This is a genomic window from Xylophilus sp. GOD-11R (assembly GCF_033546935.1).
In the GTDB taxonomy this organism is placed as follows: domain Bacteria; phylum Pseudomonadota; class Gammaproteobacteria; order Burkholderiales; family Burkholderiaceae_C; genus Xylophilus.
Window position 1 is genome coordinate 974,760 of the sequence record NZ_CP137854.1, and the last position, 14,968, is coordinate 989,727.

The 14,968-nt window shown below is 56.7% G+C and carries 14 protein-coding genes; 5 read left to right on the plus strand and 9 right to left on the minus strand.

From position 1 onward, the window contains the following. Positions 1 to 4: 4 nt before the first annotated feature. From epsG to R9X41_RS04555, 6 genes are all read right to left on the minus strand, one after another. The gene (epsG, locus tag R9X41_RS04530; protein WP_318633696.1) at positions 5 to 904 is read right to left on the minus strand and encodes a chain length determinant protein tyrosine kinase EpsG; all 900 of its coding nucleotides are present in this window, start codon (positions 902 to 904) and stop codon (positions 5 to 7) included. Further along, positions 901 to 2,307, minus strand: a complete 1,407-nt coding sequence (epsF, locus tag R9X41_RS04535; protein ID WP_318633697.1) for a chain length determinant protein EpsF — start codon at positions 2,305 to 2,307, stop codon at positions 901 to 903. The genes epsG and epsF overlap by 4 nt, the downstream gene beginning before the upstream one ends. A gap of 30 nt (positions 2,308 to 2,337) precedes the next feature. Continuing rightward, on the minus strand, positions 2,338 to 3,117 hold the full coding sequence (epsE, locus tag R9X41_RS04540) for a polysaccharide export protein EpsE (protein ID WP_318633698.1): 780 nt from the start codon (positions 3,115 to 3,117) through the stop codon (positions 2,338 to 2,340). Between the two features lie 53 nt (positions 3,118 to 3,170). Beyond that, positions 3,171 to 4,130 carry an EpsD family peptidyl-prolyl cis-trans isomerase gene (locus R9X41_RS04545; RefSeq protein ID WP_318633699.1) on the minus strand — a complete coding sequence of 320 codons (960 nt, stop codon included), beginning with the start codon at positions 4,128 to 4,130 and terminating at the stop codon, positions 3,171 to 3,173. Next, complete coding sequence (gene epsL / locus R9X41_RS04550; protein WP_318633700.1) at positions 4,090 to 5,304, minus strand: XrtB/PEP-CTERM-associated polysaccharide biosynthesis outer membrane protein EpsL; 1,215 nt, start codon at positions 5,302 to 5,304, stop codon at positions 4,090 to 4,092. The genes R9X41_RS04545 and epsL overlap by 41 nt, the downstream gene beginning before the upstream one ends. A gap of 391 nt (positions 5,305 to 5,695) precedes the next feature. Further along, a complete protein-coding gene (locus R9X41_RS04555) occupies positions 5,696 to 6,280 on the minus strand; it encodes an FxDxF family PEP-CTERM protein (protein WP_318633701.1) in 585 nt (194 codons plus the stop codon). A 345-nt stretch (positions 6,281 to 6,625) separates the two neighbouring features. Between R9X41_RS04555 and epsA the strand changes: the two genes are divergently transcribed. From epsA to R9X41_RS04580, 5 genes are all read left to right on the plus strand, one after another. Further along, complete coding sequence (epsA, locus tag R9X41_RS04560) at positions 6,626 to 7,432, plus strand: XrtB/PEP-CTERM-associated transcriptional regulator EpsA (RefSeq protein WP_318633702.1); 807 nt, start codon at positions 6,626 to 6,628, stop codon at positions 7,430 to 7,432. 67 nt (positions 7,433 to 7,499) lie between these two features. Then, positions 7,500 to 8,834: an undecaprenyl-phosphate glucose phosphotransferase gene (locus R9X41_RS04565; protein ID WP_318633703.1), complete on the plus strand. Its 1,335-nt coding sequence runs from the start codon at positions 7,500 to 7,502 to the stop codon at positions 8,832 to 8,834. Positions 8,835 to 8,966: 132 nt separating this feature from the next. Beyond that, positions 8,967 to 9,683 carry a hypothetical protein gene (locus R9X41_RS04570; RefSeq protein ID WP_318633704.1) on the plus strand — a complete coding sequence of 239 codons (717 nt, stop codon included), beginning with the start codon at positions 8,967 to 8,969 and terminating at the stop codon, positions 9,681 to 9,683. 145 nt (positions 9,684 to 9,828) lie between these two features. Beyond that, positions 9,829 to 10,608 (plus strand): response regulator, encoded by a 780-nt coding sequence (locus R9X41_RS04575; RefSeq protein ID WP_318633705.1) that lies wholly within the window; start codon positions 9,829 to 9,831, stop codon positions 10,606 to 10,608. Beyond that, a complete protein-coding gene (locus tag R9X41_RS04580) occupies positions 10,608 to 11,486 on the plus strand; it encodes an AfsR/SARP family transcriptional regulator (RefSeq protein WP_318633706.1) in 879 nt (292 codons plus the stop codon). Before R9X41_RS04575 ends, R9X41_RS04580 begins: the two co-directional genes overlap by 1 nt. A 1-nt stretch (position 11,487) precedes the next feature. On the opposite strand, the gene R9X41_RS04585 is transcribed toward R9X41_RS04580, so the two are convergent. The 3 genes from R9X41_RS04585 to R9X41_RS04595 all read right to left on the minus strand — a co-directional run bounded on the left by R9X41_RS04585 (position 11,488) and on the right by R9X41_RS04595 (position 14,660). Continuing rightward, positions 11,488 to 11,985 carry a hypothetical protein gene (locus R9X41_RS04585; protein ID WP_318633707.1) on the minus strand — a complete coding sequence of 166 codons (498 nt, stop codon included), beginning with the start codon at positions 11,983 to 11,985 and terminating at the stop codon, positions 11,488 to 11,490. A 21-nt stretch (positions 11,986 to 12,006) separates the two neighbouring features. Further along, entirely contained in the window at positions 12,007 to 13,443 is a 1,437-nt protein-coding gene (locus R9X41_RS04590; protein WP_318633708.1) for a helix-turn-helix transcriptional regulator, read from the minus strand. A gap of 368 nt (positions 13,444 to 13,811) precedes the next feature. Beyond that, on the minus strand, positions 13,812 to 14,660 hold the full coding sequence (locus tag R9X41_RS04595; RefSeq protein ID WP_318633709.1) for a hypothetical protein: 849 nt from the start codon (positions 14,658 to 14,660) through the stop codon (positions 13,812 to 13,814). Positions 14,661 to 14,968 lie beyond the last annotated feature (308 nt).

The following is a 14,968-nucleotide window of genomic DNA, read 5'->3' on the forward strand; positions in this document are numbered from 1 at the left end:
AGCCTCAGGAATCGTTCAGGACCGATCCCACCACCGTCGCGCCAAATTGCTGAAGATTGCGCAGCAACTGGTTCGATTTCGGCAACGATGTCCGATCACGTCGCGCCACCATCAGGGCCGCCCCAGCTCGCACTGCGACGGTTTCCGCATCCGCGTAGCGCGTTCCGGCCGGGGTGTCCAGAATAATGACGTCAAAATCGTGCCCCAACGTCTGCAGCAGACCGGTGAAAGAGGATCGACCAAGCAGTTCCTGGGGGTTGGGCGGAGTGGGGCCCGCCGGCAAAACCGACAATCCAAGCAGCGAAGTAATGGGCTTGATGGCGTCCATTCCCGCACGGTCGGACAACAGACTCGACAACCCGTGGCCGTCGCCGAGCTTGAATAATTTGTGTTGCGACGGATTGCGCAGGTCGGCGTCGATCAAGAGCGTTCGCTCGCCTAGTTGCGAAAACACGATCGCCAGGTTGGCGGCAAGATAGCTCCGGCCGTCATTTGCTTCGGCACTGACAACAGCCAATGCTTTGCGATTTGCATCACTGTCAAACCACCGCAGCATCAACTGGCTGCGAAGGGCGCGCAACTGCTCGACCGACGGACTGAACGGCTGATACGCCGCGACAAGCTCCTTGCTCAGCGAGTTATCTTCGACTGGCAGATATGGGTAGTCGAATTGATGCGACAGTGCGTGCCGAATGTCGTCCTCGGACAGCAGTCCGAGTCGGATCGCCGCCTCACCGAACCGCAGGCCTTCGTCCTTTTGGAGCCTCAGGATGCGTTCGGCATTCTCTGGTGTCAGGCGTCCACGGTCGACCAAAATGGCGCCGATGGAACGGCCGGCACCAGCTGCTCTTGTGCGGAGATTTGAGCCGTTGGGGTCAAGTACTTCAATCGGAGAGTGGTTCATGTCGCGCTCCGTTGGCCCAGTGCAGGCAACGAGGGGTTTGAAGATAGCTTTCGAGCCTTTCCTGAGAGGCGGCTGCTCGAAGAAATGGATGCCAAGACCGGAAGCTCAAGAAAATAGGCGAGGTCTTCAGTCGACCGCACCCGCCTGTTCATGAGTTCGACGGCCAATGCAACAGCAATCCCTAGAAGCGTGCCGACAAACACGGATGCCAACATGTTGAGAAGAACGCGAGGGCTGGACGATGCCAACGGGGGCGTTGCGATGGAAAGCGTGGCGATATTGGTCTGGTTCGAGAGGCTCTCAAGTCGACTCTGTGCCGCGCGTTGACTAACTGCTTCAAACTCGCGTTGCGCTGCGGCGACGTCGCCGCGAAGCACATTGAGTTCATTGCGATAGTTGTTCATTTCGATCACGCGAGCTTTTTGATCGGCCACGACTTTTTGCAGCTCGCGTTCGCGTTGTTTGCCAACTTGATAAGACGTATTGATCGAAGCGGTAATGCGCGAGATCTCGGAATTGAGTTGCCCTTTGAGACTGTTCAGTTCCGCTTCGGTCCGCAAAGTCTGCGGATGGTTGGACCCCAAGTTGCCGCTACTTTCCTGAAGCTTGGATTCGACCCGCGCAATGTCGGTTTTTAGGCTATTCACCAGGGGGCTCTGCATCACCTCGGCGACCGTGCTGCCAGCACCACGTTTGCTTTGGCTATCGGTCGTCATGGTCTGGATGGTTGCTAATTGAGTAGCAGCTTCATTCAGGCGCGCAGACTCGAAATCGAGGCGGTCATCCGATGCAACGATCCCGACTTTCTGCTGATAGGCGTAAAGGGCCTTTTGTGCTCCGTCCAGTTTGTCGCGTGATACCTTGGTCTGTTCCTCAAACCAGGCCGCATATAGTTTGGCTGGTTCTACTTTCAGATCAAGATTGATGTCGACATAGGCTTTCGCGAAGGCATTGGCAGCTGCCGCGGCAAAATCGGGATCGGAAGTTTTATAGTCGATCGTGATGACGTTGCTGTCGCGCGCCGGGCGAACGTCCAAGTTGCGCTGCAAATTGCTAGCCAGCCAACTGACCAACGTTCCTTTGCTATCGGTCGCTTCGACCCACTGGCTCCGCACCTCCGGATTCTTGTCGAGGCCCAGCAGCGTTACGACCCGTTGTGCCACCCGGTCGCTGTTGATGATGTCAACCTGCGTCGCCATGTATCCAGGAGCGACAAGGCCCGGCAGGAGCACGCCGGCAACGGGGTCTGGAGACTTGACGTCGACCATCACCGCGGCTGTCGCGGTGTAGCGTCGAGGCATTAAAGCCGTCACTATCGCTGCAATGGCAATCGTGCAGAAAAGTGTCAGAAGGGCGGCCTTATAACGGGCACGCAATATTAAAAGGAATTGGTGAATCGTCATGGAATTCGCCCTATCGTGCAATTCATCTGGCTAGAAAAGGCTCTCTCGGACGTAAATAACGTCGTCGGACTGTATGGGGTCGGTAAGTTTGGGAGTAATGTCTTCCACCACTCCCTTGGCATTCTTCCGCGTGAGTCGAAGTCGCGTTTCGCTTCCACGTGGCGTCGGACCGCCTCCTTGCGCCAAGGCCTGCATGATCGTCATGCCACGTTCGATACGGTAGGGCCCTGGTCGTTGCGCTTCACCATAAATGTAGAAAACGGGCGCCCGATTCACGTAGATGGTGTCGCCGTCCTGCAAAGTGATCTGCTTGGTGGGGTCCATCGTTATAAAAAGGCCTGGAATATCAATGGTTTCTCTAAACTCTTTTCCATTGCGTACTCCAATGACGATGGCAACGTCATCACCGGTAGGCGTTACTCCCCCGGCCGCTGCCAGCATGTCGCTTGGGCGAGCGCTGTAATTTTCGAGCGGAAAGCGCCCAGGTCGGTTGACCTGACCAAGCACAGACACTTGCGACCCTCTGATTTGGCCGAGCGTGATGGTGACCTGAGGGTTCTTGACGAACTTCCCTTGCTGAAGAGCGTCCGCAATGGCCTTTTGAGCAGCGGTGACGCTCAAGCCACCGATGTTGACTTTGCCGATGAGCGGATAACTGATAACGCCCGTATCCGGAACCCGTGTTTCGACGGCGAGATCAGGGTTTTGAAAGACTTGGATGCGAATATCATCGCCTGCGCCAAGTCGATAATCGGAGACGTTTTGCGCCATGCTCGGTAAAGACGCTGATAACACCAGCAGAGCAGTCAAAAGTCGGCTTCTAAATATTTTGAACATTCACTGGATCTCCGTAGGCTGATGCATCACTTGGCAGGTGTTGGAACTGGTTCTGAAAATTCACCGAGGTAGCTGATTTGCGACTTCGATCTCAGGCTCTTGACTAGAGCAGATACATTTTGGCTAACGCTTTGATTGGCCAGAAACTGTGCGATTCGAGGACCGGCGACATTTTCCGCAACCGGCGCTTCCTGGAAATTCTTGACAAAGACCATCGTAACCATCTGTTCATTGCCTGACACGATACCTTGCCCTTGTCGAATCCGGTAGAGCTTTGGAAGGATGTCCAGCGAAATTTGTTCCGAAGACCGTGCAGATTCGGTGCTAGCAAAATTCACACCGCGACCTTGCAGGATTTTTGCAACGTCTTCGCTGGTCCGTCCGGCTTCGACCCCTTCGATCGCGGCGGCTACCGCCTCCTTGTCGGCAGTCCGTGGCACATTGAATTCGGTGAACTGGAAGACGCGACGTTTGGCGAAAAGCTCCGGATGGTTGATGTAGTAATCATTCACTTCCTTATCGGATGGCTTCGTGTTGCTCGCGGCGGCCGCTTTTAGATAAGCTTCTGCGAGTACATCCTTCCGGGCGTTTTCGAGCGCCATCTGAACATCGGGCGACCTGTCCAGCTTGTCCTCAATTGATTTTTGCACCAGCAGTTGCTGATCAATCAACTTTTCGAGTACTTGCCGCTTCAAGGATGCTGCGGCTTCAGGCGATCCGGGGTTGGCGTTAGCGCGGGTCAGCAGATAGTTGATCTGGTGAAGTGAAATTTCAGTATTGTCGACCTTCGCGGCTACCTGCGTTTGGCTTTCAGGCGCGTTTTTTCCTGAACAAGCCGAAATCACAAACAAAAACGCGACGGCGGCGCAACGCGTCATTATCGGGCGAAATGAATTGGGCGCTGGGTGCGGTTGCACTGGTGTGTCCTTTGCCGGGTCAAGAATATTAAAAGGATATTTGAGCCAAAAGGCCAATGGTTCGAGCATTAAAATCGAACCCGGTAAAATTGGTACTTCTGTTGTTACGCTGGAACCAAGCGCTCAACTGCATTTTTTCACGAGGTTCCCACTCGATGCTCAAACGCGTCAGATTCAGATGGTCCGAACGCTGAACGTTTGTGGCGCCAACCGGAGTTGCCCCCTTGAAGTTTCGGTGTGAAAATTCTTGGTTGAAGATCAGTTTTAGTTTTTCTTTGATTTGCCATGACGGCGCAAAGGCGATACGGTCGGATTCCACGTAGCTCGAATAGACCGTCTGATAATCGGCAATCTGTCGGCTCAATGTTATCGCCAAATCCACGCGAGGGCTCACCGACCAAAACAAAGTGGAGCTTGCATTGAGGCCGCTGTAGTCTCGAAAGTCGTAATTGCCGAAATTTTTCTGCAGGTACGACACTCGGGCATTTAGCAGCGTTTTTGCGCTTAAAAACCAGCGAACGTTGAGTTGATTCTCGGTTTCAGTATACGAAGATGGTAGAAAAAGCTGGGTTGCAAATGAAGCGTCGGAATAGTCGCCGCTGCCTCTCCGTATTGTGTAAACAATTTCTGATCCCGAAGGGAAAACTTTCTTCAATCCAGCGTCGACGGAATCTGTGCTGAAGGCTCTTTGTTCAATAATCGTGGCACTGTTTTTAACCTCTTGCCGATAAACAGAGCCGATCACTTGCCAAGTACCGTCGAGCTCATATAAACCTTGTGCGCGCGTCGTGGTGGCGATCCGTTTGTTTCGGACAGTGTAATTTCGGAAGTCGTTAAATCCGCTCAAATTTTCTTGCCTGTCGGCAAAGACACTTCCGCGAAACCTAGGAGTGAGGCTCCAGCCAAAGGTGCCGGTGTAGTTTAACGCGGTAAATCCGAGGTAGCCGAAATTTTTATAATCATAGTTGACCGCGTTGACATTTAGCTTGACGTTCTGTAGTCCGTAATCCTTATCAAAATTCAATCCTGCCGTCGTCGCGTGGATGGTTTCGGCGGCAGAACTCCTGCCAATGAGTGCCTGCGCATCTCGACTTTTGGAAAGTAGAAATAGGTTGTCTGTGTGACTGATGCTATAGCTCGCCGACAACTGGAGCGCATCGTTCGGATTCGCGCGTGCACCCGTTGCAACGAGAAAAATTGGAATGCAATGTGCGGAAAAGATCCAGCCTGAAATCTTTTTCATTTTATGACGAGCAGGGCAGTATTGTTTTGGAAGCTATGGCTAAAGTGCCATCGGGGCGCCGTTGCAGGCGGGAAAAATGCACATTATTTTCAGAATTGAGTGCGCGCTGGTGACGATTTCTTGAAAAATTCGCTTGTCGGTTCTCACGAATGCCTTTCTCCCATGCAGTGCGGTGTCTTGTTTGAACCATGGATCGATTTCGACTCATTGTTCAAAATGGCTTACTCATCCAATCTCAACTCGCTATGTTATTTTTGATCAAATTGCGGGCTTGATTTTTTCTGGCTCCGACTCAGGGCGAGTTTTCACCAGTTTTATCTTACAGCCAAAAACAATGGAGTACCTCGCGGTACTCCATTATTTTTTCTCCGCAGAAGCGAAGTGTGGCAAATTACCGATTCTTTTGGCGTCGGCGTGCGATGAAGCCCATCATGCCTAGGCCGGCAGCAAGCATCGCATAAGTTTCGGGCTCAGGCACGGGTGGAGCGATGTTCAACGGCGAGATCGCGATCAATCCAGTGTATGTGCTTACTCCGTTGCTCTTACCCGTGACGGCGAGGGTGTAAACCTGGCTTTCCAACAATGACGCATACGTCGAAAACCTCGTGTCGTTCGCAACAGGATTGGCGCCCGTCGGCACCAGATTTTTGATCGCGGGAAGAGACACTGGTGTCAGGCCGTTCAACGAAGCTTCATCGGCGAACGCTCCCAAGAACACTTGCATGCTCTGTACTTCGATACCGTAGCCGGTAGAGAACTTGATGGAGGTGGTTGCGAAGCCTGCAGCGCTATCGAGCGGGGTGGAGAAATGCCAAAGGTCAGCGAATGTCCCGGTTTTCGTGACGGATGAAATGACTTTGGTTCCGGTGATAGCGCCGAGGTCGGTCGGGGCCGCTTGGGCCGGTGCCTGAAAACTGCAGGCAAGGACGGCAGCGACCGCTGCAGCGGTAAATAGTTTGCGCATGGTGATTTCCATAAAAGTAGAGGACAAGGGACGGAGGGGACGTCTTCAATGTCGCATGTCACCATCACAACTCTCAATAGACCGATGAGACTAGCTTGCAATGTCTCGCGTAACTCGTTGAACTAGCGCATTTCTCTCGCATCAATTACCTTATGCGACTGTCGTTGGTATGGGATGCGGTGAAGAATTGCGCTATTCTTCTTGTGTCAAGCTGTATCAACATGAATCATGAAATAGACGGAAGTGAGTGAACACACACATGTGGATTATTGACAGGCTGGTGAGCAAGGCTGGTGATGCTGGGGTCCGGGGCAGTCGGCGGCTACGGGTGGATGCCGCCTAGATCGGTTTGACGTCATGACATTCTTTTCATCGCTTTCGTCCGATGACATCAGTCGTTACTTCCGGATCATTACGCAGGCCGTCAGCGTCAAGCGGCATTTCGATTTGCTTGTCTGGCTTCAGGGAGATGTGCAGGCGCACATTCCACACGACATTCTGGTTGCAGGATGGGGTAATTTCGAGCGCGGGACGTTGTATCACGATGTGGTGTCCGACCTGCACGGCGTTCGCTCTGAAAATATCGATTCAAAGGCGCTTACGCCATTTCTAAAATCACTTTTTCAACATTGGCTCAAGTACCAGAAGCGGCCGTTCGTGATTACCGCCAACGAAGCGGGTTGGTTCACGGATGATGTCGACCTTCAGCGAGAATTGGGGGACGGGTTGCAACGTGCCCGCTCCATGCTGGTGCATGGAATCAGCGATGAGCGTGGTCAACACGATTGCATCTATATCATCCTGAGCACAAAGACCATCTACGGCGACGCGGTCTGCAGCGCCATGGAAGTTTTGTTGCCTTACATCGATACGGCGCTCCGGCAGGTTGCGCACCTTCCGCATCAACAGAACAACGGAGACGTCGAAAAGCCAGTCGTCACGTCCACGGAAGCCTCGCCTGCAGATCTTTGGAACCTGAGTCCGCGTGAGGTGGAGATCATGCATTGGGTTGAAATGGGGAAGACGAATTTCGAGATCGGCAGCATCCTCAATATCAGCTCGTTCACCGTGAAAAACCACATGCAGCGGATATTCAAAAAGTTGGATGTATCCAACCGCATGCAAGCTGTTTCTGCATTCAAGGCGGCACGGGCCAATGAATAGTCAGGGCTCGACCGCCCGAGCCAGACGTCAAGTAGCGGCTCCCGGGCCTCGCGAGGGGTTGGTGGGCGTGATCGAGTCGATCCTGGAGCCGTGTGTCTTGATCGGCTCGCTTTGGATTCTTGCCGCGCACGCTTTGGGTGAGGTAACGGCGCCCTATATGGTGCTGTCGTTGATAATTTTTGCGCTAACTTTTCCCGGCCTTTCGCGTTCACAACTTCCAATCTGGCAACTTGCCGCGCGGGTCATGGTTTCCTGGGTTTGGATCGCCGCATTGTTATTGATGGGGGGATATGCAACGCGAGCGCTGCCATTGTTCGACACTGGAGTGCTCGCCAATTGGCTCTGGGTAGCGCCTTCTGCACTTATCCTCGCGCTCCTGCTCCTTAAAAAGCTTGCGCCATGGATCACGGCGTTGCAAGGGGCCCCGCAAAAGGTCGTGATCGTTGGCGTAAATGCACAAGGTTTGGCACTTGCCGAGCGCATCAATCATGCGTCGTTGTCACGGCTGTCGTTTTCAGGTTTTTTCGACGACCGGGATTTCGTTCGCCTTCCGGCAGAAGCTTCTCAGTTTCGGTTGGGGATCGTGGATGATTTACCCGCTTATGTGAGAGAAAACGATGTTGCGGTGATATTTCTCTCGCTGCCCATGGCCGCCGAACCGCGCGTGCTTGAGATTCTCGATGCCCTCAAGGATACGACTGCTTCGATTTACTTCGTTCCAGATATGTTTGTGACTGACCTTATTCAAGCGCGGGCATCAAACGTGGAAGGTATTCCGGTCATCGCGGTCTGCGAAACGCCATTTCATGGAATGATGGGCGTAATAAAGCGCAGCAGTGACATGGTTCTCGCTCTCTTCATTCTGTGCTTGATCGCGCCGCTGATGATCGGCCTTAGCATCGCGATAAAGCTCACGTCGCCCGGCCCGATTATTTTTCGTCAACGTCGGTATGGCCTAGACGGAAAGCAAATCACAGTCTACAAGTTTCGGTCGATGCATGTCGGGGAAGACGATGAGGCAGTCCGCCAAGCCAAGCGAAACGACAGTCGAATCACCCCCCTGGGGGCTTTCATGCGTAAGACGTCACTTGATGAACTTCCTCAGTTCATCAACGTGCTTCAGTGGCGGATGAGTATCGTAGGTCCTCGGCCACACGCGGTGTCTCACAACGAGTTGTATCGCAAATTGATCAAGGGGTACATGGTCCGGCACAAGGTCAAGCCCGGAATCACGGGATGGGCACAAGTCAACGGATTTCGAGGCGAAACAGAAACGCTGGACAAGATGCAATCTCGAATAGAGTTCGACTTAGATTACTTGCGTAACTGGTCGTTACGATTGGATTTGAGCATCATTCTGCAGACCGTTCGCCTGGTATTCAAAGACCACCGGGCATACTGATTCACCGAGGTCGAGCAGGTCATAGTCCGAGCGGATTCGCGCGTCCAAAAGTAGATGTGTGCGCACACTTGCGTGGCACATAATGTGCCTTTTTTGAACAGATGTGCCTCGACAACGGGCAACGCATGATTCATGGGCATAGTCGAATGGACGGCTGGTTACGCGGCGGTAGGTGTCATTGCTCTGGCGGTGCTGGGCTGCTATTGCGTTTCGGCACGCGGCGGTTCTGTCATCCGCCAGTACCGGCTGGCTGAACCGCAGCGCGCCAGATACCGGCGCGGCCGGGCGGTTCAGGACAGCGCTGGAGATGTTCACCTTGTCATGAACTTTCTCAATCGCTTGGCCGCCGAATCCGGAGCTTTGCCTGAAGGAAGGCTCGACCAGATCTGCGATTTGGCCGACTACTTGCGGCAATGCCTTTCCTATGCCGAGCCCAAGTCCATCAGTGTGTCCGCCGAGCTCTCCTTGGTAGAGCACTACGTCGCCTTGATTGCTGGCGCCCGGGGCTGGCAGCTTCCCATATGCATCACGGCCCCTGCGAACGTGAGAGCACGGCATATCACGGCCCATTCGATCTGTCTCATCTTCCAAACGCTTTTGCACGCGCAGCTGCGCTTGCCGGCAGGAACCTACCCGATCTGGCTGGTGTTGAGCGAACCCTCGCCCGACCAGCTGGTGGTGCTGATGAGCATCAGGAAATCCGCCGATGGTCTCGCATCCTGCTCAGCTTTCATTGACTCGGAATTTGCGCAGCTGTGCACGGCGATGTCATCCGGCTCGCAGCGGTGGAGTTGCAGCCCTGTACGCCACACCGACGCGGCCATCGAAGTGTCCGTGCTGATTCGTTGACATTTTTATGTCGACCGGGAAAGTGGCCGCGAGCTCGCGTCCATCCAGGTGGGAGCCCTCGAATGAAGATCGGAAATTCGGCTGAACCAGATGTTGACCATGCCGTCTCGTGGGAAGCGTCGGTAAACCCCCGCACTTGGCGGTCATGGTGCATCCGGCACGAGCGGGCTACCGTGGGTGCGAAGGTCGTCAGTGCGTGGTTCGGGAAAAAATTCGGCTGTCGATCATGACGGTTGGGACGACTGCGCTCGAGGCGCCATCCGCAGGTGCCGGTGTCTCGAAAGCTATCCACGTAGCGGTACTGGATGACCACGCCGTGGTGCGGTACGGGATTGAACTCCTGACCAAAAACGGTATTGGGTTCGCCTGGACGGGGGCGGCCGCTACCGCTGCGGAACTGCTGGGCCTATTGGCAAGCCGGCCCTGTCACGTCCTGGTACTCGATTACCAGCTCTCCTCACGTGAGATCGATGGCTGGAGCCTTGTTCGGCGCATCAGATCGTATTTCCCGCACGTGCGCATCCTTGTCTACACCAGTCACGAAAGCAAACAGGTTGCCGACGTTGTACGAAAGGCAGGAGCCCATGGCTTTCTGGCAAAAAGCGCAGGACTGGAGCCTTTGCTGCACGCGATACGTGCCCTCGCCATGGGCGAAACACTTTTTGCTAAACCATCCCACTCAGCCGACAAATGGGCAGGTCTCGGTGGGGCGGCCGCTGCGCTTTCGCCGCGCGAAAACGAGGTGTTGCGCTGCTTTCTTCAGGGTATGAGCGTGACCAGCATCGCCTTGAAATTTCAGCGAAGTGTGAAGACGGTAAGTTCTCAAAAACGTGCCGGTTTCCGGAAACTAGGCGTACACACCGACCACGAATTCCTGAGACAGTACGGCAACGAACGCATCGCCGTTCATGAGGGGCAGCGCTGATGCAAGGCGAGTCCGGCCAGAAATGGGAAAGGCGGTCTTCGATTGCGGCCAGACGTCTTAACGTGGATGACATGCTCGCGCCCCGCGACCACCAAGCTATCGACGAGGGCGCAAGCCATCGTGAAGCGGAATTGAGTCTGGCATTCGGGGATGCCAACGTTGACGAGGGGTTTTCCATGCAGCCCCTGCCGCTTCTGGGCTCGGATGCAGGCGAACACCTCCGAATTCGCACATTCGGAGGTTTGCAGGTCATCGGTGCGGACGGGCGTCCGGTTGGATCCCTCCGTGGCCGGCAACTGCAATTGCTGCGTTGGCTGGTGCTGGCACGTTGGGGCTCACCTTTGGGCGTTGCGGCCGTTATCGACGCCATGTGGCCAGAGGCGGAGGGGGCGGCGGCAAGCAGCAATTTTGCCAGCACTGTCAGGCGGCTGCGCGGTACGCTGGGTAATGCGGCTGCCATTCGAGTGAGTGCCGGCCGTCTCTCGCTCGTGCCTACGTATTGCAGGGTCGATCTGGACGACTTTCAGCCTCTCGATGTTTTTTTCCGCGGCTCGAACGGTGCGGGTAATTCGGAAGAGGCTTCCCGCCTGGCCAACCGATGGTTACTGCTCTTCGACGAAGAAAACCCGGTGCTCAATGCGCCGCCCGATACGCCCGACATGGCGTCGCGGATTCGATCCGTCGGCATCGCATGGCGACATGCGACGTTACGCTTGTGTCAATTGCTTCGTGGCACTCCGGAGGCAGAGAAGGCGCTGCGCCTTTGCGAGGCGATCGAACGCCATGGATTTGCAGATACCCGGGTGATGGCGGAATGGCATTCCCTCACCGTGCGTGGCGACCCCGGACGCCGTAAAGCCGAACGGCGATCGGGCTGAGTCAAACGCGCTCCGGCCGGGTGGTGCCATGGCTTTCGGATCGTTCATCTTCTTCACGGTCTTCGGCCGCCAGCACCAACACCTGACGCCATTGCCGAGCCTGGCTCTCCAGAAGGTCGACCAACACACCATTCGCGGCGATTTGCCGCGACAGTTCGTCGCAGGACGCGGCAGCCTCTTGGCTTGCGGCCACGGCGTTCGTGAGTTCCTGGGCGGCGCCATCGGTGCGTTGGCGCAATGTGTCGAGATGGTCGCGGCCACCCTGCAGATCGGCGATCCGCACCGCCGCCCCAGCGGCTGTGCGCGCGATGAGCGTCTGCGCGTAAGTTCGGTCCTCCTCCTGTCGGGCGGCCAGCGCATCGCGGCAGATCGTCTCGCGCTCACGAAGGCGGTCGAGCACTTCCTGGGCCTGGCGACGCTGCAATTGGAGCGCCTTGCCGCGCCGGCGATTGATTTCCGCCAGCGTCGTGTAGTCGCGGATGTCGCGCGGCTCGGCCACGGATTCGACCGGCCTGGCGTATCAGCCCATGCTGGTCTGGCTGGGCGTCTCGTTGTAGTAACGACGATAGCCAGCCGTCAGCGCGGTCCGATTCTTGATGCCGTGTTTCATGGCCACCTCCATCACGCCCGCACCGGTTGCTTCCTGCAGGTCTTCCCTGATTTTCTGCATGCGATGCCGGCGAAGCACTTCGCGCGGCGACAGACCGATGTGCTCCTTGAACGCCAATTGCAATGCACGTTCGGAAACGCCGATGACATTGGCGATGTCGTTGATGGACAGGCTGGGCATGTGTGCGTGGGCCACCATGTATTGATAGGCGCGACGATAGCGAGCGGGAAGTCGGGCACTGATGTCGTCCTTGACCACTGCGTAGTGACTCGACGGCTTTTCGTCGTAGCGCTGGGAGATCGGGTAGACGTGTCGCATGGCCTGCATGGCCAGCAAGGCGTAGTTGGCATACATCGTCAGCCCTTCGTCGGACAGGCCTTGCAGCAAGCGCAGCTTCGCGTAGCAATACACCAGCTGCCGCTGCTGGGGGTCGGTTCCATCGGCGTTGGCCAGGCTGCGCTGCAGGGTAGTGGAGCCGCCGCCGACGATCAGGATCTCGGCGATGTGGACCAGCTTGCCGGCCAGTGCCGCCTGTGTCATTTCCAGCACCACGGTCTGGTGGCATTGCGGCGACAGCTGGCGCGTGTGGCTCAGGCAGTTCTGCACGGTGAGGGTGTCGCACGACTGACCGCGTGCGAGGGCCAGCAAGCGGGCCAACTGATCGGCACGCTGCCGAACCAGTCGGCTGGAGGCGCCATCGCAAGGGCCGGACGCCTGCTGCATGACCGGTGGTTCCACCACAGCGCTGCCCGCGCCCAGCGACTGCCAGTAGATGTCGTCCCGCAATCCTTGGGATTGCTGCACCGCGTTGCGTACGTTGAAGTCAAAGGCCATGAGCAGCATCAGTTGCTGCCAGCCGAAAGCACCCAGGCCCGCCGCTTCTTCTGCGCCGGTGGTCAGCAATTCACGTGCTCGGGCACGCAGGCCGGATTCGAAGAAGACACCCGCCAGGAGCGCGTGGGCCTCCAAACGCAATGCAGCCGTGCAGGTGCTTCGGTGGACTTTCTGGAAACAGCTCGCAGCCGTTTCGAAGCGTCGCTGGAAGAGGGCGAGCAGACCTGCCGACCGGCATGAGAGCGCTTCCGCGTCGACCGACGGTTCCAGGGCCTTCAGCGACTGGCGGTAGACGTCCTCTGCTTCCTCGAACGCGCCACGCAGCAGGTGGATATCACCGCAAACCTGTCGCAATCTCGCAAGCTGGAGCGGTTCGGTGTTGGTCTCGCTGGCGCTGAGCACGGCTGTCATGGCCTCTGACAGGCGGCCCTCGGCCATGCAGAGCGACGCGGGTGGCGCGATGGCGCCGCAGTCGATCGTGGAACTGATGAGCAAGTAGTGGTAGGCAATCATCTTGGAACCGGGGTCAACCGATAGAGGGCGGGATTCCTTCAGTGTGTCGAGCCTCGATGGCTGCGGCACTTGCATTCCGCTTGCATCTGTCTAGGACGATTCCTAAAGCGAAGCGGATGGTGCGGGTACCGCGTGTGTCGCTGGACTTTCAGCAACGACGCCCTACCCGGCGGAGTCGGTTCAAGTCCGTGGTTTTCGCGGCGGGCTGGTGGTGGTCATGTCTCGCTTGTCTGGTTCATCAAAGATCTGCAGCGACCCATGATCCATTCGGGCTCTTCGGGTTTTTGCAGCTCAGACGAAGTTGTGTCGAGCAAACCGAAAGGCGACGAGACGCTCATGCCCATACTGGCTATCGCCCTCGGGACGGCTTAGTCGTCGATCTGGTTCCCGTCGAGCGGGCGCTGAGCCAGCACGGGCTTCGCAGCCTGATTTGCCGCCATATCGGTGGGCGCTTTCATCGGTGCCGGAGCAAGAGCCAACTCCTTCGCGCGTTTGAGTTGGGCGTTCATGGCGATGACTTCGGTCAGTTGGCGCGGATTGAAGGTGAAGTGCTGGACTTGACCAACCCCGATTTGCCGAGCCTGCTCATTCAGACGATCGCCGAGTTGCCTGGCGAGGTATCGGCAGGTTTCGGCGTAGCGGGTGCCATCGACGTCCCCGACAATGCCCATTTTGATTTCTTCGTCAAGCGCATCCTGCATCTCGCGCTCAAGCTCGCGAATGCCGTCCCAGATGTCTGTGCCAACGAACTTCAGGAGCTTTTCCATGGCAGGGGAGCTGGGCGGGATCAAGCTGGTGCTGACGTTGGCGACCAGTTTCACCATCGCGTTTTCCGAGGCCCGCAGAAAGTTGGCGATGGTGGTTTCCAGCGCTGCCAACTGCTCCGGCGAGCCATTGGCCAGCACGTGGTCGCGCAGCGCCAGGTATTGGCCGGCCTGGTCGTCGATCTGTTTGAGCATGCTTTCCAGAGCATCACGCGCGATTTCCTCGACCCTCGAGGCCGGCATCGAAATGGCATCGACCGCCGTGGACTCCTGAACACTGAAATGGCCTCCTGCGGCCGCAGGAGGCGCGCCGAGCAGATCCGAGAAGCGTTCGTCCTCCCGGGGCACTTCGGCTGATTTCGCGCCGGCTGCATTCGCGTCCTTCGTTCGGGCAGCAAGCGGTGAGACCGAGCTCTGCTGAGCTGCGGACACGTGTGGGGTCGGGAAGTACATGTCGGCGATTCCTTGTTGTCGGTTCGATGGATCAAAGCGTAGGCCTGGGTCTCGCAGGCGGGCTGCCGAGTGGGCGAAGCCCTGCGGCGGCAGGCGAAGTTGTGATGGCCCGGGTGCCGATTGGCGAGGGGCGGCCTGCATTTGTTCGTCTTTCCGACATCTCGCGAAGGCCCATCCAGCCTCAACACGATGAACGGTTCGCAAAACGGGACGCAGCTTCGGGTGGGGTGGTCTCAAAAGTAAGCGAGTCCCTACGCTCGCTTCAAATCCAATGCCATCCCGCTTCGTCCAGCAATCCATCCCTTCGC